This is a genomic window from Ruegeria sp. HKCCSA071 (assembly GCF_017872555.1).
Classification (GTDB): domain Bacteria; phylum Pseudomonadota; class Alphaproteobacteria; order Rhodobacterales; family Rhodobacteraceae; genus Ruegeria.
This window is the reverse complement of sequence record NZ_JAEDOX010000001.1, coordinates 1,568,710-1,589,371: the sequence shown is the minus strand read 5'-3', so window position 1 is coordinate 1,589,371 and position 20,662 is coordinate 1,568,710. Positions and strand designations below refer to the sequence as shown.

Here is a 20,662-nt window from a genome sequence, read left to right as displayed (position 1 = left end):
AGCATCCCGGTCATCCGGTAATGTGACCAAAGCGAATACGCCACGAAAAAAGGCCCGCAAACCTGCGGGCCTTGATGCATTTCTACCCGCGTCTTTTACTGCGGGATATCGCCTTCCAGCCCTTCGACATAGAAGTTCATACCAGCCAGCGTACCGTCGTCGGCCACTTCGCCCTCGGCCAGCCAGTCGCTGCCGTCCTGCTTCTTCAGCGGCCCGGTAAAGGCATGATAGCTGCCATCGGCCAGCGCCGCTTTCAGGGCCAGTGCCTCTTCCTTGATGTCCGCCGGAACCGCGTCCGAAATCTCACCGATTTCTACCATGCCCGGCCCGATACCGTCCCAGGTGTTGGACGAGGTCCAGGTGCCGTCCATCACAGCTCGCGTGCGCGCAATGTAATAGGGTCCCCAGTTGTCGATGATCGAGGAAACACGCGGTTTGGGGGCGTATTCGCTCATATCCGAAGCCTGACCGAAGGTGATCACATTGCCCGCCTCTTGTGCAGCGGCCTGCGGAGCGGTCGAGTCAGTGTGCTGCAGGATCACGTCGGCGCCCTGTTCGATCAGAACCGAGGCGGCGTCAGCCTCTTTTGCCGGGTCGAACCAGGTATAGGCCCAGACGATCTTGAACTGGACATCCGGGTTTGCCTTCTTGGCGTGGATATAGGCCGAGTTGATACCGCGGATCACCTCGGGGATCGGATAAGACCCGATATAGCCGATGATGTTCGATTCGGTCATTTTACCCGCGATATGCCCCTGAACCGCGCGACCTTCGTAGAAACGCGCCGAATAGACCGAGACGTTGTCGGCCATCTTGTAGCCGGTCGCGTGCTCGAACTTCACGTTCGGGAATTTCTTGGCCACATTGATGGTTGGATCCATATAGCCAAATGAGGTGGTAAAGATCAGATCCGCGCCTTCCAGCGCCATCTGGGTCATCACGCGTTCGGCGTCCGGGCCTTCCGGCACCGATTCAACGAATACAGTCTCGACCTTGTCGCCGAACTCTTCTTCGATTGCCAGACGGCCTTTGTTGTGTTCATAGGTCCAGCCACCGTCGCCGACAGGGCCGACATAGACAAAACCGACCTTGGTTTTATCTTGCGCCACTGCACCGGTCGCAAGACCAAGCGCTATTGCGGCAGTTGTCAGAAGTGATTTGAATTTCATGTAGTTACTCCCCAAGTTGGTTCAGTTGGCCCCTAGTGTGAGGCATGGAAGGTCCGGCCCAGTGAGGCAGGTGCGCTGCTCTTGTCGGCCGAAAGGATCACAAGCACAAGGATCGTGATGAGATAGGGTGACATTGCCAGATACTCGACGGGAATAGCAACGCCCGCTGCCTGCAAATTAAGCTGCAAGACAGTGATGCCGCCGAACAAATATGCACCCAGCAGGACCCGCCAGGGTTTCCAGCTGGCAAACACCACCAGTGCCAGCGCGATCCAGCCCACACCCGCGGTCATGCCCTCGGTCCACTGCGGCACACGGATCAGGCTGATGTAAGCTCCACCCAGGCCCGCGCAGGCCCCGCCGAACAGGATCGCCATGATGCGGATCTTGATGACCTTGTAGCCAAGCGCATGGGCGGCATCATGGTTTTCACCAACCGCCCGCAGGATCAACCCGACGCGGGTGTATTTCAGGGCGGCCCAGACGACAGCGGTCAATGCGATGCCCAGATACAGGATGGGGTCGTGCCGAAACAGGATTGGGCCAATGACCGGAATATCGCTGATCAGGGGGATATAGATATCGCCCATGCTGGGGGGTTTGACGCCCACATAGCTTTGCCCCATCAAGGCGCTGAACCCCAGTCCAAACAGGGTCAGCGCAAGGCCGCTGGCAACCTGGTTGGCCAACGCAAACTGTGTCAGCAGGACGAACAGCAGCGACAGCACGGCCCCGCCAATGGCGGCAGCAACAAAGCCAAGCCAGGGCGAGCCGGTTTCGACCGAGATCGCAAAACCGCTGATCGCGCCAACGATCATCATGCCCTCGACACCAAGGTTCAGAACGCCTGCCTTTTCCACGACAAGCTCTCCGATCGCGGCCAGCAGAAGGGGGGTTGCCGCCACCATAAGCGAGGCAACCAGAAGAACGGGATTGATTTGACCAAGGTCCATGATCACGCCACCTCGCTACGCGCCGCACGGATGCGGAAGTTTGTCAGAAGATCGAAGGCCAGCAGGAAAAACAGCAGCATTCCCTGAAACACCTGAATGGCTGCGGCAGGCAGGCCCAGCTGCGATTGTGCGATTTCGCCGCCAATATAGGTCAGCGCCATCAGGCCCCCGGCCAACAGGATACCCACCGGATGCAAGCGGCCCAGAAAGGCGACGATGATCGCGGTAAAGCCATAGCCCACATTGAAATCGATGCTGATCTGACCGGACGGACCGGACACCTCGAACATCCCGGCCAGCCCGGCCAAAGCGCCCGAAATCCCAAGGCAGAACAGGATCAGCCGCGCCGGGTTCACACCTGCAAACTTCGCGGCGCGGGGGGCCTCACCCGTCAGACGGATATGGAAGCCCAGCATGTGACGGTTCAGCAATACATAGGCAAAGATCACCGCGATGAATGCCGCGACAACACCCCAATGCATCCCGGAACCGGCAATCAGCTCGGCATTATGCGCGCTTTCATAGGATTGCAGGTTGCGCGAGCCGGGAAAGCCGAACCCTTCGGGGTTCTTGAGTAAACCCAGCGAGACCGAGGCCAGCATCTGTTCGGCCACGTAGACCAGCATCAGTGACACGAGGATTTCGTTGGTGCCGAAACGCACCTTCAGCAAAGCCGGGATCGTTGCCCACAGCCACCCGCCAAATGCGCCTGCAACCACCATGATCGGGAAGATGTACCAGGCATCAAGCGGATAGAAGGCCAGACCTGCGCCCGCGCCAAAAATAGCGCCCATGATGTATTGCCCTTCGGCCCCGATATTCCAGATACCGGCCCGAAAACCCAGCGACAATCCGATTGCGATCAGCACTAGGGGCGCGCCTTTGACCAGCAATTGAGGGCGGTAATAAAACGCGAACTCGCCAAACAACGGCTCCCAGAAGATGGTGCCGATGGCTTGGACCGGGTTTTTTCCCAAGATGGCAAACAGCAACCCGCCAAACACCATTGTCGCCAGCACCGCCACAAGGGGGGTCGCGTAAGACCAGGCCCTGGACGGCTGTGGCCGTTTCTCCAACACTATCATCTGCTCATCCCCCCAGATGTTTCATCTTTTCGCAAATACTCTCGCCGAAGGCGGCCCGACAGATCACACATGTGCCACCTCCATGCCATGGGCGCCGCCCATCATCAGGCCAATCTCATCCACAGTCAGGCCGGTGGTTGGGCGCGGCGCGCTCAGTCGACCTTCGTTCAAGGCCGCAAAACTGTCCGAGATTTCCATCAGCTCATCCAGATCCTGCGAGATGCAGACCACCGCCGTGCCTTTCGCCGCAAGATCAAGTATGGCTTGCCGGATCGACGCGGCTGCCGCGGCATCCACCCCCCAGGTTGGCTGGTTTACCACCAACACATCAGGGTTTTGCAGCACTTCGCGTCCAATCACGAATTTCTGCAGATTGCCGCCGGACAAGGACCGCGCTGCGTTTTCGGGCCCGGGCGTACGAACGTCGAAGGCTTCGATGATCTTTTCGGCAAAACTCCGGGTTTCGGTCCATTTCAAGAAGCCGTTTTTCTCAAGCCCTTCCCGCACCGATCCGGTCAGCAAAGCGTTTTCGGTCAGGCTCATGTCGGGTGCCGCCGCGTGGCCGAGCCGTTCCTCGGGCGCGGTCAGAACGCCCAGCTTACGGCGCGCTGTCGGGCCGAGCTTGCCGATTGCCTGACCCTTGAACTTGATTGCATCCGCCGATGTTGGGATTTCCCCGGACAACACGCCCAGCAACTCGTCCTGCCCGTTTCCGGCAACACCGCCGATGCCCAGAACCTCGCCCTTGCGGACCGTCATGTGCACATTGCGCAATGCGGTGCCGAATTCCGACGGCGAGGGGACTGACAGCCCGCTGACATCCAGCGCGACCTCGCCCAGTTCCCGGCCCGAGCGTTCGGGGGTCTGCAAGGTTGACCCGACCATCATCTCGGCCATGTCACGCGCCGAGGTTTCTGCGGGGACACATTCGCCCACGTTCTTGCCCAGCCGCAGGATCGTGGCATGGTCGCACAGCGTTCGGATTTCCTCCAGTTTATGCGAGATATACAGGATCGAGGTTCCCTCGGAGCGAAGCTTGTTCAGCGTCTCAAACAGGATATCAACCTCTTGCGGGGTCAGAACCGAGGTCGGTTCGTCCATGATCAGCAGCTTGGGGTCCTGCAACAGGCAACGGATGATCTCGACCCGCTGGCGTTCGCCTGCGGACAGGTCGCCAACCGTGCGGAACGGGTCCAGCGGCAGGCCATAGGTTTCCGACACTTCGCGAATGCGCGACGCCAGATCCCCCATCGGGGGCGGATTCTCCATCCCTAGCGCGATATTCTCAGCCACGTTCAGCGCGTCAAATAGCGAAAAATGCTGGAACACCATCGCGATCCCATCTGCACGGGCCGCGCGCGGTTCGGGCGGCGCAAACGGATTGCCGCGCAGCTTCATGGTGCCGCTGTCCGGCTTCACAAGCCCATAGATCATTTTTACCAGCGTGGATTTCCCCGCGCCGTTTTCACCTAGCAGCGCGTGCACTTCGCCTTCACCGATGTCAAAAGACACCTGATCATTGGCCACAACACCGGGGTAGGCTTTGGTCAGCCCTTGCAAGCTCAAAAGTGGAATGGTCACGCGCTCAGGTCCTTCTTCAATTCGTTTTGCAGGGCCGGGCGCAGCAATTGTGCAGCGACGCCCACGGCGATCATATGAGGATGCTTCCCCATCGAGGGGTCACCGATCGGGCAGGTGATCCGGCTTATCCGTTCAGGCGGATGTCCAAGGGCGGCCAACCGCGACCGGAATCGCGCCCATTTCGTAGCCGAGCCGATCAGCCCCGCAAAGTCAAAATCGTGCAAAAGCAGTCTGTTGCACAGTTCAAAGTCAAGACTATGCGAGTATGTCAGCACAAGATGTTCGGCAGCACATGGGGCGTGGCGGACCAGTTCGGCCGGTTTTGCCGCCGGAACAATTGTCACGCCCGCTGGCACAGCGGCCGGAAAGCGCTGACGGCTGGTGTCCACCCAGGTGATCGCAAGATCGGGAAGCGGGGACAGCACATCCACCAGTGCCCGGCCGACATGGCCCGCGCCCCAGATCCACAGATTGCGCGTGGGCTTGTGAACGGGTTCAACCATCCAGCCGTCGATCAGCTGCGGTTCAGGCGCAATCCCCTGTCCGCGCGCCGTCGCCAGCATTCGCTTGACCGACAGGGGCATCGCGCCATCCTTGGTCGGGCGCGCGATGACCGCATCGTCCAGATCATTGACGGTTTTTGCGTGGTAGACTTCGCTCAGCAGCGACACGGCACCGCCGCAGCATTGCCCCAACTCGGGTCCAAGCGCATGATGCGTCAGGCGGGTTGGCGTGGTTTGCAACCGCGCGGCATGTGCCGCCTGGTATTCCAGTGTTCCGCCGCCAATTGTGCCGCTTTGCCCGCCGTCCCAGACCAGCATGGCGGCACCAACTTCACGTGGAGACGACCCTTTGATCCCGGCGATGACCACCCGGACCACTTTGCCGTGGGTTTTGACCGCCTCCCTCAAAGCCTCAAGGTCAAATCCCATCAGATGCCTCCCTTCATCCTCTGGACGCCGCGCCATACCTCTTCGGCGGTGGCGGGCGCGTTGAGTGCCGGATAAGTATCCCCGCAGGCCGCCACAGCATTCGAAAGCGCCAGCCAGGCTGATATTCCCAGCATGAACGGGGGTTCCCCCACGGCTTTCGAGCGATAGATGGTGTCCTCTCGGTTCTCGCCATCCCAAAGTGCGACGTTGAATATGTCGGGCCGGTCGGAACAGGCCGGGATCTTGTAGGTTGAGGGCGCATGCGTGCGCAGGTTGCCTTTCCCGTCCCAGACCAGTTCCTCGGTCGTCAGCCAGCCCGCACCTTGCACGTAACCGCCTTCGACCTGTCCGACATCCAGCGCCGGGTTCAGCGAAGCGCCCGCGTCATGCAGGATATCTGTGCGCAGAATGCGGTTCTCACCCGTCAACGTGTCCACAGCCACCTCGGTGACCGAAGCACCATAGGCGAAATAGTAAAACGGGCGACCGCGCCCCGCGATCCGGTCCCATTCGATCTTGGGCGTTTTATAAAAGCCGGTGGCCGACAGGCTTATGCGACCCTGATAGGCCAGTGCGGCAGCTTCGGCGAACGTGTACCGTTCTTCACCAACCGAAACGTGGCCATCCGTGAAAGTGACCGCAGAGGGGTCGGCCTGATGCCGTTCAGCCAGATAATCGGCCATCCGGTCGCGGATCGTATCGCAAGCCGCTTTCACGGCCATGCCGTTCAGATCGCTGCCCGAAGACGCCGCCGTGGCTGACGTATTCGGCACTTTGGCTGTATCCGTGGCGGTGATCTTGACCATCTCAAGCGGGATGCCAAAACGCGACGCGGCCACTTGTGCGACCTTCTGGAACAGGCCCTGACCCATCTCGGTGCCACCATGATTCAGGTGCACCGAACCATCCTGATACACATGCACCAGCGCACCGGCCTGGTTCAGATGGGTCAGCGTGAAGGAAATTCCGAACTTGACCGGAGAAAAGGCGATGCCCTTCTTGATCACGCTGTTTTCGGCGTTCCATTTCGCGATGGCTGCCTTGCGCGCGGCATAGTCGCTGGACTTCATCAGCGCTTCGGTCATGCCATGCAGTTCGAAGTCGCTGACCTCCATGCCGTAGGGTGTCGTGTTGCCGCCAGCGGGCAGGGGGCGGACCGGGGCCGTCCCTGTTTCCACTGCGCCACGGCTGGTCAGGTCTTCGTGCGGGTCGGGATGACCCAGCGGTTTCTCGTGGGGTTGGACTTCGGCAACCTTATGCGCGGGCTCGTAATAGTTGCGGCGGCGCAATTCCACCGGGTCCAGCCTAAGTTCATGCGCGGCGTGGTCCATCACACGTTCGATGGCAACCATCCCCTGCGGGCCACCAAAACCGCGATAGGCGGTGGCTGACTGCGTGTTGGTCTTCAGCCGGTGGCTTTCAATCCGGGCATTGGGCAGCAGGTAGGCATTGTCAGAATGCAGCATCGCACGGTCGGCGACGGGCAGGGACAGGTCCTGTGCCCAGCCGCAAATCGCGTATTGCAGAAAGGACACGCCCTGAATGTGACCCTGTTCGTCAAACCCCGCGCGATAGGAAATCCGGAAGGCGTGGCGTTTGCCGGTGATGATCATGTCATCATCGCGGTCATAGCGCATCTTGCAGGCTTTGCCGGTTGCCCGCGCAGCCACCGCGCAGGCAACGGCCAGCGCGTTCCCCTGGCTTTCCTTGCCACCGAATCCGCCACCCATGCGCCGGGTTTCGACGCGGATCGCATGCATGGGCACGCCCAGAGCGTCCGCCACCTTGTGCTGTATCTCGGTCGGGTGCTGGGTCGAGCTGTGGACCAGCATGTCGCCGCCTTCATTCGGCACGGCAAGCGCAGCCTGACCTTCCAGATAGAAATGCTCCTGACCGCCGATCTCGAACGTTCCGTCGATGACGTGGGCGGCGCTTTCAATCGCGGCGTCCGCATCGCCCTTGGCATAGATGCGGGGCCCGTCTTCAAAGCGGCTGTCTGCGGCCAAAGCCTCTTCCACCGTCAGGATCGGTGTTTCCTCGGCATAGTCGATCTTGCCCAGCCGAACCGCCTTGCGGGCGGCCAGATGGCTGGTGGCAACCACAAGGAAAACAGGTTGGCCGATATAGTGAACCGTCCCGTCGGACAGCAAAGGCTCGTCATGGATCGAGGGCGAAACATCGTTGGCAAAGGGCAGGTCTTGTACCGTCATGACCCTGACGACCCCGGGTGCCGCTTTCACGGCAGACAGGTCCATCGCGGTAATCGTGCCCTTGGCGATCGGGCTCAGGCCAAAGGCCAGATGCAATGTGCCCTTTGGCGTCGGGATGTCGTCCACATACCGGGCGGAACCGGATACGTGCAGCGGTGCCGCGTCATGGGGAAGGGGTTTGGTTACGCTCATGCCGATACCTCCAGCACGTTGGTCACTTGGCCCTGATCCTCAAGGAAGTACCGTTCCAGCATCGCTTTGGCGGTCTCAAGCCTGTACGTGGCCGAGGCGCGCATATCCGTAAGCGGTGAATAATCGTTGGCAAAAGCGGGCAGCGCAGCGTCAATCGTCTCGCGCACCCACGGCTGGCCGATCAACGCGGCCTCGACATGGGTTGCCCGTTTCGGAATGCCGGCCATACCGCCAAACGCGATGCGCGCATCCGCCACCTGTCCGTCCGAAATGGTAACGTTGAAACATCCGCACACGGCCGAGATATCCTGATCGAACCGTTTGCTCAGCTTGTAGCATTTCAGCCGGTCCGCCTGACGCGGGAAGCTGACGGCTTCGACAAACTCACCCGGTGCGCGGTCCTGTTTTCCGTAATCGATGAAGAAGTCTTCCAGCAGCACCGACCGGCGCTCATCACCTTTGCGCAGGTGCAGCGTCGCACCCAATGCGATCAGCGCGGGCGGGTTGTCTCCGATTGGCGAGCCATTGGCGATGTTGCCGCCCACAGTGGCCGCGTGACGGACCTGAACACTGGCATAGCGCCGGATCATTTCGGCATAGGATGGGTGAATGTCCGCCAAGGCGTCGCCCATACGGTTCATATCGACCATGGCACCGAAACGAATTTCTTCGTCGGTGATCGTGATCTCTTTAAGATCGTCACAGCGGTTCAGGAAGATCACCGGATCAAGATCGCGCAGTTGCTTGGTCACCCAAAGCCCAACATCTGTTGCGCCCGCAACCAAAGTGGCATTCGGGTTCTTGGCATACACAGCAGCCAGCGCGTCGGACGAACCCGGCAGCATGGGTGAGGTGGTGGGCGTCGCGACAGGCTTGTCCTTGACCCAAACAGGCACGGGCTGTTTCTCGGCCGCTTCGGCTGCGCGAATAATGGGAGCGTAACCCGTGCAGCGGCACAGATTACCGGCAAGCTGTGTGTCGTGATCCGTCGCGCCGTTGGTGTGACCGGCCACTATCGACATGACAAAACCGGGCGTGCAAAAGCCGCATTGCGAACCGTGCAGGTCAACCATAGCCTGCTGAACCGGATGGACCTCACCATCGGGGCCGCTGGCGCCTTCGACGGTTCGAATCGCCTTGCCATGCAACTGCGGCAGGAACAGGATGCACGAGTTCAGGGCCTTTGCACCACCCGCATCCGTCACCATGACAGTGCAGGCACCGCAATCGCCTTCGTTGCAGCCTTCCTTGGTGCCGGTCAGGCCACGATCTTCACGTAGCCAATCCAGCAGAGTGGCTGTCGGATCGATGTCCGTCAGCTCCACTGTCTCTCCGTTCAGAAGAAACGTGATGTCCATTCGAGAAACCCGTCGCCTTACCCGGTTGCGCCCTGGTGGTGCCCTCCTTCGATGCGACGTAGAAAGAGTGGCGGGCGGATAGCTTGCCAATGGATGTTAGAAACAGCATGCGTGATCTGGCAAGAAAAACTGCCTGTATGATGCATCATTACAGCCAATCGGCGTGGAATTGTGCACCCTGTGTAAATATCAGTTACTTGAAACTAAAGCGTTTTTTTGTCAGTGAAGATGCCGCTTTCCGAAGCACCTTCTGGAAAATCCGAATAATCGAAAGTGATTATTTTGCCAAACAACGGCGCAGGTTCCGGCTTTTGCATGCCTCGCGGCTAGGGTAGCCTGCCATTCATGAGCAGTACCCCCCGATTCATTCACCTACGTGTTCACACCGAATATTCCCTTCTGGAAGGCGCTGTGCGGCTGAAAAAACTGCCCGCCCTGTGCGAGAAGATGGGGATGCCTGCCGTTGCAGTGACTGACACGAATTCCATGTTTTCGGCGCTGGAATTTTCGGTGACAGCCAGTCAGGCCGGTGTCCAGCCGATCATGGGATGTCAGGTTGATCTGACTTATGTGCATTCGCAACCGGGGGAAAAGCCGAAAACGCCCGCGCCGCTTGTTCTGCTGGCACAGTCCGAGGCGGGGTACGAGAACCTGATGAAGCTGAGCACGTGCCTTTACGTGGACAAGGGCGGGCAGTTGCCGCAGGTCACGCTGGACGAGCTTGCGGATCGCTCCGACGGGCTGATCTGCCTGTCCGGAGGGCCCGATGGGCCGGTGGGCCGCCTGTTGCAACAGGGGCAACGTCCGGCGGCCGAGACGCTGGTGGATCGGCTGGCCGCGATCTTTCCGGATCGTCTGTATATCGAACTCCAGCGTCATCCGGGCGAAGACGGCCAACCCGAGGCCGAACGCCAGACCGAGCGCGGCCATATCGAAATGGCCTATGCCAAGAACCTGCCACTGGTTGCCACCAATGACGTCTATTTTCCAACCTCGGATATGTACGAGGCCCATGATGCGCTGATCTGTATTGCCGAAGGGGCCTATGTCGACCAGCAGGAAGGCCGCCGCCGCCTGACCGCGCAGCACTATTTCAAGTCGCAGCAAGAGATGGCGACGCTGTTCGCCGATTTGCCCGAGGCCATCGAGAACACCGTCGAGATTGCCAGACGCTGCGCTTTCATGGCCTATCGACGTGATCCGATCCTGCCGAAATTCGCCGATGACGAGGTCGCTGAACTGCGCCGCATCGCCAACGAAGGTTTACAGAAACGTCTGGCTGTGATCCCTCATGCGGTGAAGGCCGAGGAATATCAGGAACGTTTGGATTTTGAGCTTGGTATCATCGAAGGCATGGGGTTCCCCGGCTACTTTCTGATCGTTGCCGACTTTATCCAATGGGCTAAGGATCACGATATTCCGGTTGGGCCGGGGCGGGGGTCGGGTGCGGGCTCGCTGGTGGCTTATGCGCTGACAATCACCGACCTCGACCCGCTGCGTTACAGCCTGCTGTTTGAACGGTTCCTGAATCCCGAACGGGTTTCGATGCCCGACTTCGATATCGACTTCTGCATGGATCGCCGAGAAGAGGTGATCCGTTACGTGCAGCAGAAATACGGGCGCGACAAGGTGGGGCAGATCATCACTTTTGGTGCCTTGCTGTCAAAGGCCGCCGTGCGCGACATCGGGCGGGTGCTGCAAATGCCGTACGGGCAGGTGGACCGTCTGTCCAAGATGATCCCCGTGGAAGGCGTCAAACCGGTTTCCATCGAAAAAGCCCTGAAGGACGAGCCGCGCCTGCGGGAAGAAGCGCGCAACGAAGAGGTGGTGGATCGTCTGCTGACATACGGCCAGCAGGTCGAAGGGCTGCTGCGCAACGCCTCGACCCACGCGGCTGGGGTTGTGATTGGCGACCGGCCTCTGGACGCGCTGGTGCCGATCTATCAGGACCCGCGATCCGACATGCCTGCGACCCAGTTCAACATGAAATGGGTGGAACAGGCCGGGCTGGTAAAGTTCGACTTTCTGGGTCTGAAAACCCTGACCGTGATCCAGAACGCGATGGACTTGATCTTCAAGTCCGGACGGAAGCTGCATATCGCCGCCGATGGCACTGAGCTTTACGAACCTGCCGAGGGGGCCGAGAACCAGATCAACGCCATCCCGCTGGATGACGAGGCGACTTATAAGCTCTATTCAGCGGCCAAGACGGTCGCGGTGTTCCAGGTGGAAAGCTCGGGCATGATGGACGCGCTCAAGCGCATGAAACCCACCTGCATCGAGGATATCGTGGCCCTTGTGGCGCTCTACCGCCCCGGCCCGATGGAAAACATCCCGACCTATTGCGAGGTCAAGAACGGGCTGCGCGAGATCACATCTGTTCATCCGCTGATCGACCACATTCTTGAGGAAACTCAAGGCATTATCGTCTATCAGGAACAGGTGATGCAGATTGCGCAGGTCATGGCCGGGTATTCCCTTGGCGGCGCGGACCTGCTGCGCCGCGCGATGGGTAAAAAGATCAAAGAGGCGATGGATGCCGAACGCCCCAAGTTCGAAAAAGGCGCGGCAGAAAACGGGGTGGATGCCAAGAAAGCCAGCGAAGTCTTCGACCTTCTCGAGAAATTCGCCAATTACGGCTTCAACAAATCCCACGCCGCCGCCTATGCGGTGGTCAGCTATCAAACCGGTTGGTTGAAGGCGAACCATCCGGTCGAGTTCATGGCGGGTGTCATGAATTGCGATATTCATCTGACCGACAAGCTGGCGATCTATTTCGAAGAGGTCCGAAAAGGGCTGGAACTGCCGTATATCCCACCGTGTGTGAACCGCTCTCAGTCCACGTTCGATGTTGATAACGGGCATCTGGTCTATGCGCTGGGCGCACTCAAGAATGTGGGTGTCGAGGCAATGAACCTGATCGTTGCGGGACGCGCGGACAAGCCGTTTGTCAACCTGTTCGATTTCGCCCGCCGCGTTGATCTGAAGAAAGTGGGCAAACGCCCGCTTGAGATGCTGGCCCGCGCCGGGGCCTTTGATGAGCTGGACCGGAACCGCCGCCGCGTGTTTGAAAGCCTAGATGCGCTGGTGCAGTATTCGGCCGCTATCCAAGAACAGAAGAATTCGAACCAGGTGTCGCTGTTTGGCGAGGCCGGGGATGACCTGCCAGAACCGCGCCTGTCACCGACCCCAGACTGGTTGCCGGCTGAACGTCTGAGCGAAGAGTTCAAGGCCATTGGCTTCTACCTCTCTGGTCATCCGCTGGATGACTACATGCCGGCACTTAAACGCGGTGGCGTATTGACATTGGAGGAAGTGACAGAACGCTTGCAGCAAGAGCGTTTGAAAATTGTGAAGATGGCCGGTGTTGTTGCAGGGCGGCAAGAGCGTAAGTCGGCTAAAGGTAACCGTTTTGCGTTCGTTCAACTTTCCGATCCAACCGGGGCATATGAAGTCACTTTATTCTCGGAGACACTTGAGAACTCTCGTCAGTTTCTAGAGAGCGGATCGCAAGTAGTGTTGAATGCAAAGGCAGAGATGGAAGCCGACCAGCTTAAACTGCTAGTTAATTCCGTGGGTCCGGTGGATTCTGTAGTGGCCGAAGCAGGGGCGACGGGACTGCGCATCTTTGTCGACGAAGCGCGGGCGGTGCCAACGATTGCAACGGTTCTTGAAGAAGCCGCAACCGCCGCCAAGGGTGCGGCCCGCGGCCCGATCCAACTGCTGTTGCTGGACCCCGGCCTGCCCGGCGACGTCGAAATCGACTTGGGGCGTGTGTTCCCGATCAATCCCCAGATCAAGGGCGCGATCAAATCGCTGGAAGGCGTGATGACCGTCGAAGAGATCTGACACCGCTTTGTTGCCAGACAGTTAGCGCACCGCTAGGCTGACCTTGCAAATATGTCTTCTGATCATGCCACGGGAGGGCGTTGATATGACGATTGCAGGTCTCAATTTCAGAACGATTGCATTGGGGGCGGCGGCATCGCTGGCTTTGGTTTCGGCGACAGCCACGCTTGCGGACGACAAGAAGAAAGAGAACACGATCAAAGGTGCTGTGATCGGGGCCGGGGTGGGGGCCTTGATCGGCGACGGCAAAGGCGCCGCCGCTGGGGCAATTGTTGGGGCGCTGATTGGCGCGAACTCGAAATAAGCGGGGGCGGGATGATGCGTTTGAACGCGATAAAAGTGATCACAACCGCCGCGCTGCTTACAGGGCCCGGTTTTGCCCTTGCGGACGAGGAAGCCGAACAGATGGTGCAAGCGGCGCTGCCGCTCATGTATCACACATGCGCGTCGGTCATCGAAGAGGCTGACGGGAATGAAGAATACATTGTGGACGTGGTCGGCAAGATGACGGCGTTGTCCCTTTATAACCGTCAGATCGACCTCGAAGCTCATGCCGGTTCGGACGAGGAAAAGGCCGCGCTGCGCGAAACATTTGTGGCGGCTCTTAAAGACGGCTGCGCCGGGGATGAAAACGCCCTGCTGGGTGGCGTCGTCGATAACGCGGTGAAATCAACGCTGGGGCTGTAAGCCGTCAGTAATGTGGTGGACGTTCGTCACCGAGGACAACGCCGCCTGACCCTTCCTGTGCGCGCTCGGCCTCACGGTGCAGCAGCATCTCGACACGGCGGGTCAGCCGGTCAATCTCGGCCTGTTGCCGGGTGACAACCGCGTTCAGATCGTCAACCGTGCGGGTCAGATGGGCAATCTGTTCTTCCAGTTGCTGCATGGGATGCTCCTGTCTTTCAGGCTGCACATAGCGACCCTGTGACGCCTTGGCCAGAGAAAGCGCGCCTTGCCCAGATGCGGGCCATGGGATAGACCGCGCGCGGAACAGGTACACTCCCAAGGACGCCCCACATGGCCAAGCCCAAGAAACAGCCCCGCCCCAAGGCCGAAACGCCGAAAGGGTTCCGTGACTATTTCGGCGAGGAAGTCACGCAGCGCACCGAGATGCTGCGGACGATTGCGGGCGTCTATCATCGGTACGGGTTTGACGCGCTTGAGAGCAGTGCGGTCGAAACCGTCGAGGCGCTGGGCAAGTTCCTGCCCGACGTGGACCGCCCGAACGAAGGCGTCTTTGCGTGGCAGGAGTTTGACGAGGGCGGAAATGGCGACTGGATGGCCCTGCGCTATGACCTGACCGCGCCTCTGGCCCGGGTTTACGCCCAGCACCGCAACGACCTGCCGACGCCTTATCGCCGCTATGCGATGGGTCCGGTCTGGCGCAACGAAAAGCCGGGGCCGGGGCGGTATCGGCAGTTCTATCAATGCGATGCAGATACGGTCGGAACCGCCTCAATGGCCGCTGATGCCGAGATCTGTGCAATGCTGGCCGACACTCTGGAAGAGGTTGGCATCCCGCGCGGTGACTACATCATCCGGGTGAACAACCGCAAGGTTTTGAACGGTGTGTTGGAAGTCGCCGGGCTTGCGGGGGATGATCAAGAGGCCGAACGTGGTATCGTTTTACGCGCCATAGACAAACTCGATCGGCTGGGAGCCAACGGAGTGCGAGCTCTCTTGGGAACTGGGCGCAAAGACGAAAGCGGCGATTTCACGAAAGGCGCAGGGCTCAACGAGGTCCAAGTTGAAACCGTCATGAAGTTTGTCTCGGCAAACCAACTGATCGACGAGCGTTTGAAACAGCAAAGTCAAATAGCGAAAGACGTATCCGAAGACTACTCGAGGCAGTTGGACTATGCGTGGATGAGTGGTGACCGAGATTACCGTTACCTTCTCTCTCTAGAGGAAACTGACGGACCAAGAATCAGGAACAGCAATACGCTAGTTTACTTGGCCGAGCTCATAAAAGGGTCCAAAGTTGGCCGTGAAGGTGTCTACGAGTTGAGGCAGATAGCGGATCTGCTTGCCGCTGCTGGATATGGCCCTGACCGTATCGTGATTGACCCCTCCGTCGTGCGCGGCCTCGGCTATTACACCGGTCCGGTCTACGAGGCCGAACTGACGTTCGAAATCTTCGACGAGAAAGGCCGCAAGCGGCAATTCGGCTCGGTTGCGGGTGGCGGGCGCTATGACGATCTGGTCAAGCGTTTCACCGGGCAGGAAGTGCCCGCGACCGGGGTGTCCATCGGCGTCGATCGGCTGCTGGCGGCGCTGCGCGAAAAGGGCCGGATCAGCGCCCAGGCCAAAGGCCCCGTGGTCGTCACCGTCATGGATCGCGACAGGATGGCCGATTATCAGGCGATGGTGGCCGAACTGCGCAATGCGGGCATCCGGGCCGAGGTGTATCTGGGCAATCCCAAGAACTTTGGCAATCAGTTGAAATACGCGGACAAGCGCAACTCTCCGGTTGCGGTGATCGAAGGCGGGGACGAAAAGGCAAAAGGCATCGTGCAGATCAAGGACCTGATCCTTGGAGCCAAGATCGCCGAAAGCGCCACGCTGGAGGAATGGAAAGAACGCCCCAGCCAGTTCGAAGTATCGCGCGCTGATCTGGTCGCGAAAGTGCGTGAAATTCTGAACAGTCAGGACTGACCAATGCCCAACCGTTCCCAGATACAGGCCCGTGCCGCGATGATGCGTGTCCGGTTCGAGGCTGCGGGCGCGCAGGTGGTGGATACGCCCCTGTTGCAACCCGCTGAAATGTTGCTGGACCTCTATGGCGAGGATATCCGCGCCCGTGCCTACGTCACCTCGGACGCGCTGCGGGGCGAGCAGATGCTGCGCCCGGATTTCACCCTGCCTGTTGTTCAGATGCACATGCGGGACGGGGCCGAGCCCGCGCGTTATACCTATTCAGGTGAGGTGTTCCGCCGTCAGGAACACGACCCGGACCGTTCGAACGAATATATTCAGGTGGGGTACGAGGTTTTTGACCGCGATGATCCCGCTGGTGCCGATGCCGAAGTGTTTTCGCTGATGGCACTGCAACTGCGAGGGCTGCCTCTGCGCGCAGCGACCGGGGATATCGGTATCCTAACCGCGGCTGTCGAAGGGCTTCGGACCACAGACCGCCGCAAGGCCGCGCTGATGCGGCACCTGTGGCGGCCGCGCCGGTTTCGTGCGCTGCTGGACCGGTTTGCAGGGCGTAAACCGGGCCCCGAAGGCCGTGACGCGCTTTTGGACGCGGACGACCCGATGGCGATTGATGTTCCGATGATCGGCAAGCGTCGCGCGCCCGAGATTGCCGACCGGATCAAAGCCCTGCGCGAAGATCGCGCTGCGCCGCCGATCTCTGACAATGAGCTGGCCGGGTTGGAAACGCTGCTGAATGTGCGTGAAACCATGCCTTTCGCGTTGGAACAGCTGAGGGATGTGGCAGTGGATCTGCCGCAGATCACCCCGGCGCTGGACCGATTGGAGGCGCGGATCGCGGCCCTGCAGGCGCGTGGTGTCGATGTCGCACGGCTGGATTTCGAAGCGTCTTATGGCCGGACATCAATGGAATATTATGACGGGTTTGTCTTTGGGTTCTACGCCGAAGGCCGTCCCGACCTGCCGCCCGTCGCCACCGGTGGGCGCTATGATGCGCTGACGCGCCGCTTGGGGGATGGGGCCGAAATCCCCGCAATCGGTGGCGTGATCCGCCCGGACCTGATGCTTGAAATCGAGGAGGCCGCGCTATGAGTGTGAAACTGGGCGTGCCCTCGAAGGGCCGGTTGATGGAAAAGACCGTCTCATGGTTCGAAAAACATGGCATCATGCTGTCCCGCAACGGCTCGGACCGGGAATATGCGGGTCGGGTCGACGGGATCGAAGGCGTCTCACTGATCCTTTTGTCGGCGGGTGAAATTCCGCGCGAACTTGCGTCGGGCCGTATTCATCTGGGCGTCACCGGCATCGATCTGGTGCAAGAAAAACTTCCGCGCTGGGAACAGCAGGTCGAGGAGATCGCGCAGCTGGGCTTTGGCAAAGCCGATCTGATCATCGCCACACCCGCCTGCTGGGTCGATGTGGACACGCTGGACGATCTCGACGCGGCGGCAGCAGCATTTCGCAACACTCACGGCCACCGGCTGCGGATCGCCACCAAATATCACCGACTGGTGCGTGAGTTCCTGACCGACGCAGGCGTGGCCGATTACACTCTGGTCGACAGCCAGGGGGCGACCGAAGGTACGGTCATGAACGAAACAGCCGAGGCAATTGCCGATATCACTTCGTCCGGTGAAACCCTGCGGGCGAACCACCTCAAGGTCCTGTCGGACGGCTTGATCCTGCAATCGCAAGCCACGTTGTGGCGCAGCCGGGTTGCAGAGGTCGACGCGGCGGACAAGGCGGTTCTGACGGAATTGCTGGATCGGTTGCAGTAATTACAACACACCGATATCCGCAAGGGCACGGTTCAGATCATCGGGCAGGGCGTCGTCCTGCGCGCGCCCTTTCGGCAGGTCGGCTGGTGTATCTTCGGGTTTCAGATACCGCCAACCCTGAAACGGGCGTTTCAAGGCGTTCTGTGTCCGATGTACCTTTGGGTCGAGCACGATGGCGCAGCGGCGGATACCGTCCTCGCCGATCACCTCATCCAGGCGCAGAATGCGCTGACGGCACTGTACGACACCCTTGATGACCCAATAGATTGATCCGCCATTCAGAATCTCGGCATAACGTTTGGGCCACATGCGGGTTACGTGGCGCGGATATCCGTCCTCATAAAGCGACATTCGGCTGTCCTGCCAAGCGATCAGAGAGTCCACGCTTTCCGAACCAACTGAAAGTTTGATGAGGTTCACGTACTTATCCACAGCTTTCCCACAGAGTCGTCCCTTGGCTATCTATCCATTGTAGCTCAGGATTGGCTTTCATCAAGGTGTAGTGGGTGTTAGTCTGGATACCTCTTTTCTGAACAGGGAATCACCAATGAGCCGCTTTGCCGCCCCCATCGCCGAGCAGATCTGGGACATGAAATACCGCTTTAAACAGGCGGATGGCACGCCCATCGATCAGACGGTTGAAGACAGCTGGCGACGCATCGCCCGTGACCTCGCGCGGGTCGAGGACAACCCGGATCATTGGGAAGAAAGGTTCTACGAGGCACTGGAAGATTTCAAATATCTGCCCGCCGGGCGCATCACAGCTGGCGCAGGTACCGCGCGGCAGGTGACGCTGTTCAACTGCTTCGTCATGGGCACCATCCCCGACAGCATGGGCGGTATCTTTGACATGCTGAAAGAGGCCGCGCTGACCATGCAGCAGGGGGGCGGGATCGGCTATGATTTTTCGACCATCCGGCCGCGCGGCGCGGATGTAAAAGGCGTGGCGGCGGATGCCTCGGGCCCGCTCAGCTTTATGGATGTGTGGGACGCAATGTGCCGCACGATCATGTCCGCGGGTTCGCGCCGGGGGGCGATGATGGCCACCATGCGCTGCGATCACCCCGATATCGAACAGTTCATCACCGCCAAGTCCGACCCGGCCCGCCTGCGCATGTTCAACATGTCGGTGCTGGTGACCGATCCCTTCATGGAGGCGGTCAAGGCCGACGGCCCGTGGGAGTTGCAATTCGACGGCAAGATCTATCACACCGTGCAGGCGCGTGATCTGTGGAACAAGATCATGCAGGCCACGTATGATTATGCCGAACCGGGCGTGATCTTCATCGACCGCATCAATCAGGCCAACAACCTGAGCTATGTTGAAACCATCGCCGCGACGAACCCCTGTGGCGAGCAACCTCTGCCACCTTACGGGGCGTGCCTGCTGGGCTCGATCAATCTGGCGCGGCTGGTGGCCGAACCGTTTGGGGATGCCGCGCACCTGGATGAACCGGCGTTGCAGGAACTGGTCGCGACAGCCGTGCGCATGATGGATAACGTCGTGGACGCCTCGAAATTCCCGTTGGCCGAGCAAGAGGCGGAAGCGCAGGACAAGCGCCGCATCGGGCTGGGCGTGACGGGTCTTGCGGATGCGCTGCTGATGCTGGGCCTGCGCTATGGGTCCGACGAGGCGGCGCGTCAGACGGAACGCTGGTTGCACGCAATCGCCCGCGCCGCATATCTGGCCTCGGTCGATCTGGCTAAGGAGAAAGGCGCGTTCCCCCTGTTCGACGCCGAGAAATACCTGGCCAGCGGCACAATGCAGCAAATGGATGACGACGTCCGCGATGCGATCCGCGAACATGGTATCCGCAACGCTCTGCTGACCTCGATCGCACCCACGGGCACGATTTCGCTTTATGCCGGGAACGTGTCGTCGGGGATTGAACCGGTCTTTGCCTATGCCTACACCCGCAAGGTTCTGCAAAAAGACGGCTCGCGCACCGAAGAAGAGGTCGTGGATTACGCCGTTCAGATGTGGCGAGACAAGTTCGGTGACGCAGCGCTGCCGGACTACTTCGTCAATGCCCAGACTCTGACACCGTCGGATCACGTCAAGATGCAGGCGGCAGCGCAGAAATGGATCGACAGCTCGATCTCCAAGACCATCAACTGCCCCGAGGATATCAGCTTTGACGCCTTCAAGGACGTCTACATGCAGGCCTGGGATCAGGGCTGCAAAGGGTGCACGACCTATCGCCCCAACGATGTGACCGGCTCGGTTCTGACCGTTTCGGAAAGCGACGATAAGGCGCCGGGGGAAAGCGCGAATGCGCCTCATGAAATTGAAGGCGGCGACGTCATTTACATGTCCGAACCGCTGGATCGCCCGCAATCGCTGGAGGGGTCGACTTACAAGTTGAAATGGCCCGATAGCGAGCACGCGATTTATCTGACCATCAACGACATCATCATCTCGGGCCGCCGCCGCCCGTTCGAAGTGTTCATCAACTCCAAGAACATGGAGCATTACGCCTGGACACTGGCGCTGACGCGGATGATCTCGGCCGTGTTCCGCCGGGGCGGAGACGTGTCCTTTGTGGTCGAAGAGCTGAAAGCCGTTTTCGACCCGCGCGGCGGGGCGTGGGTGAAAGGCAAGTATATCCCATCGATCCTGGCCGCGATCGGGGGCGTGATCGAACAGCACATGGTCGCCATCGGCTTTCTGGAAGGCGAGGGGATGGGGCTGAAATCCGACCCCCAGGCGCAGGTGGTGAACCTGGACGCGCCACGCGGCAAAGCCTGCCCGTCCTGCGGTCAGTATGACATGGTCATGATCGAAGGCTGCATGACCTGCCGCAGCTGCGGTCATTCCAAATGCGGGTAGATATGAGGCTCTGCACGAAAGTCAGCACTCATCAATTTGACCCGACAGATTGAGAGCCTGGCCACGCAAG

Annotated in this window: 16 protein-coding genes; 7 read left to right on the top strand and 9 right to left on the bottom strand. The window is 59.8% G+C overall.

The features are described from left to right. Window positions 1-95: 95 nt before the first annotated feature. The 7 genes from I9188_RS07850 to xdhA form a co-directional block, all read right to left on the bottom strand. Window positions 96-1,169 carry a BMP family ABC transporter substrate-binding protein gene (locus tag I9188_RS07850; RefSeq protein ID WP_209504836.1) on the bottom strand — a complete coding sequence of 358 codons (1,074 nt, stop codon included), beginning with the start codon at window positions 1,167-1,169 and terminating at the stop codon, window positions 96-98. Window positions 1,170-1,201: 32 nt separating this feature from the next. Further along, window positions 1,202-2,122 (bottom strand): ABC transporter permease, encoded by a 921-nt coding sequence (locus tag I9188_RS07845; protein ID WP_209504835.1) that lies wholly within the window; start codon window positions 2,120-2,122, stop codon window positions 1,202-1,204. Between the two features lie 2 nt (window positions 2,123-2,124). Then, window positions 2,125-3,207: an ABC transporter permease gene (locus I9188_RS07840; RefSeq protein ID WP_209504834.1), complete on the bottom strand. Its 1,083-nt coding sequence runs from the start codon at window positions 3,205-3,207 to the stop codon at window positions 2,125-2,127. A 63-nt stretch (window positions 3,208-3,270) separates the two neighbouring features. After that, window positions 3,271-4,788, bottom strand: coding sequence for an ABC transporter ATP-binding protein (locus tag I9188_RS07835; protein WP_209504833.1), 1,518 nt, complete (start codon window positions 4,786-4,788; stop codon window positions 3,271-3,273). Next, window positions 4,785-5,720, bottom strand: coding sequence for a xanthine dehydrogenase accessory protein XdhC (gene xdhC / locus I9188_RS07830; protein WP_209504832.1), 936 nt, complete (start codon window positions 5,718-5,720; stop codon window positions 4,785-4,787). The genes I9188_RS07835 and xdhC overlap by 4 nt, the downstream gene beginning before the upstream one ends. After that, on the bottom strand, window positions 5,720-8,122 hold the full coding sequence (xdhB, locus tag I9188_RS07825; RefSeq protein WP_209504831.1) for a xanthine dehydrogenase molybdopterin binding subunit: 2,403 nt from the start codon (window positions 8,120-8,122) through the stop codon (window positions 5,720-5,722). Before xdhB ends, xdhC begins: the two co-directional genes overlap by 1 nt. Beyond that, window positions 8,119-9,480, bottom strand: a complete 1,362-nt coding sequence (gene xdhA, locus I9188_RS07820) for a xanthine dehydrogenase small subunit (RefSeq protein WP_209504830.1) — start codon at window positions 9,478-9,480, stop codon at window positions 8,119-8,121. The genes xdhB and xdhA overlap by 4 nt, the downstream gene beginning before the upstream one ends. Before the next feature lie 345 nt (window positions 9,481-9,825). On the opposite strand from xdhA, the gene dnaE reads away from it, so the two are divergent. The 3 genes from dnaE to I9188_RS07805 all read left to right on the top strand — a co-directional run bounded on the left by dnaE (window position 9,826) and on the right by I9188_RS07805 (window position 14,016). Further along, window positions 9,826-13,329 carry a DNA polymerase III subunit alpha gene (gene dnaE / locus I9188_RS07815; RefSeq protein WP_209599583.1) on the top strand — a complete coding sequence of 1,168 codons (3,504 nt, stop codon included), beginning with the start codon at window positions 9,826-9,828 and terminating at the stop codon, window positions 13,327-13,329. Window positions 13,330-13,414: 85 nt separating this feature from the next. Beyond that, on the top strand, window positions 13,415-13,633 hold the full coding sequence (locus tag I9188_RS07810; protein ID WP_209504828.1) for a hypothetical protein: 219 nt from the start codon (window positions 13,415-13,417) through the stop codon (window positions 13,631-13,633). Window positions 13,634-13,644: 11 nt separating this feature from the next. Then, window positions 13,645-14,016 carry a hypothetical protein gene (locus tag I9188_RS07805; RefSeq protein ID WP_209504827.1) on the top strand — a complete coding sequence of 124 codons (372 nt, stop codon included), beginning with the start codon at window positions 13,645-13,647 and terminating at the stop codon, window positions 14,014-14,016. A gap of 4 nt (window positions 14,017-14,020) precedes the next feature. Here I9188_RS07805 and I9188_RS07800 read toward each other — a convergent pair whose 3' ends face one another. Further along, window positions 14,021-14,215 (bottom strand): SlyX family protein, encoded by a 195-nt coding sequence (locus tag I9188_RS07800; protein ID WP_209504826.1) that lies wholly within the window; start codon window positions 14,213-14,215, stop codon window positions 14,021-14,023. A 131-nt stretch (window positions 14,216-14,346) separates the two neighbouring features. Here I9188_RS07800 and hisS point away from each other — a divergent pair, with 131 nt between their 5' ends. From hisS to hisG, 3 genes are read left to right on the top strand one after another with little or no spacing between them, the layout of a single operon-like run. Then, entirely contained in the window at window positions 14,347-15,984 is a 1,638-nt protein-coding gene (hisS, locus tag I9188_RS07795) for a histidine--tRNA ligase (RefSeq protein WP_209504825.1), read from the top strand. A 3-nt stretch (window positions 15,985-15,987) separates the two neighbouring features. Further along, window positions 15,988-17,076: an ATP phosphoribosyltransferase regulatory subunit gene (locus tag I9188_RS07790; RefSeq protein ID WP_209504824.1), complete on the top strand. Its 1,089-nt coding sequence runs from the start codon at window positions 15,988-15,990 to the stop codon at window positions 17,074-17,076. Then, window positions 17,073-17,762: an ATP phosphoribosyltransferase gene (gene hisG / locus I9188_RS07785; RefSeq protein WP_209504823.1), complete on the top strand. Its 690-nt coding sequence runs from the start codon at window positions 17,073-17,075 to the stop codon at window positions 17,760-17,762. The genes I9188_RS07790 and hisG overlap by 4 nt, the downstream gene beginning before the upstream one ends. On the opposite strand, the gene I9188_RS07780 is transcribed toward hisG, so the two are convergent. After that, window positions 17,763-18,194 (bottom strand): DUF1489 domain-containing protein, encoded by a 432-nt coding sequence (locus I9188_RS07780; RefSeq protein ID WP_209504822.1) that lies wholly within the window; start codon window positions 18,192-18,194, stop codon window positions 17,763-17,765. Window positions 18,195-18,309: 115 nt separating this feature from the next. Between I9188_RS07780 and I9188_RS07775 the strand changes: the two genes are divergently transcribed. Beyond that, a complete protein-coding gene (locus I9188_RS07775; protein ID WP_209504821.1) occupies window positions 18,310-20,592 on the top strand; it encodes an adenosylcobalamin-dependent ribonucleoside-diphosphate reductase in 2,283 nt (760 codons plus the stop codon). The last annotated feature ends 70 nt before the right edge of the window (window positions 20,593-20,662 follow it).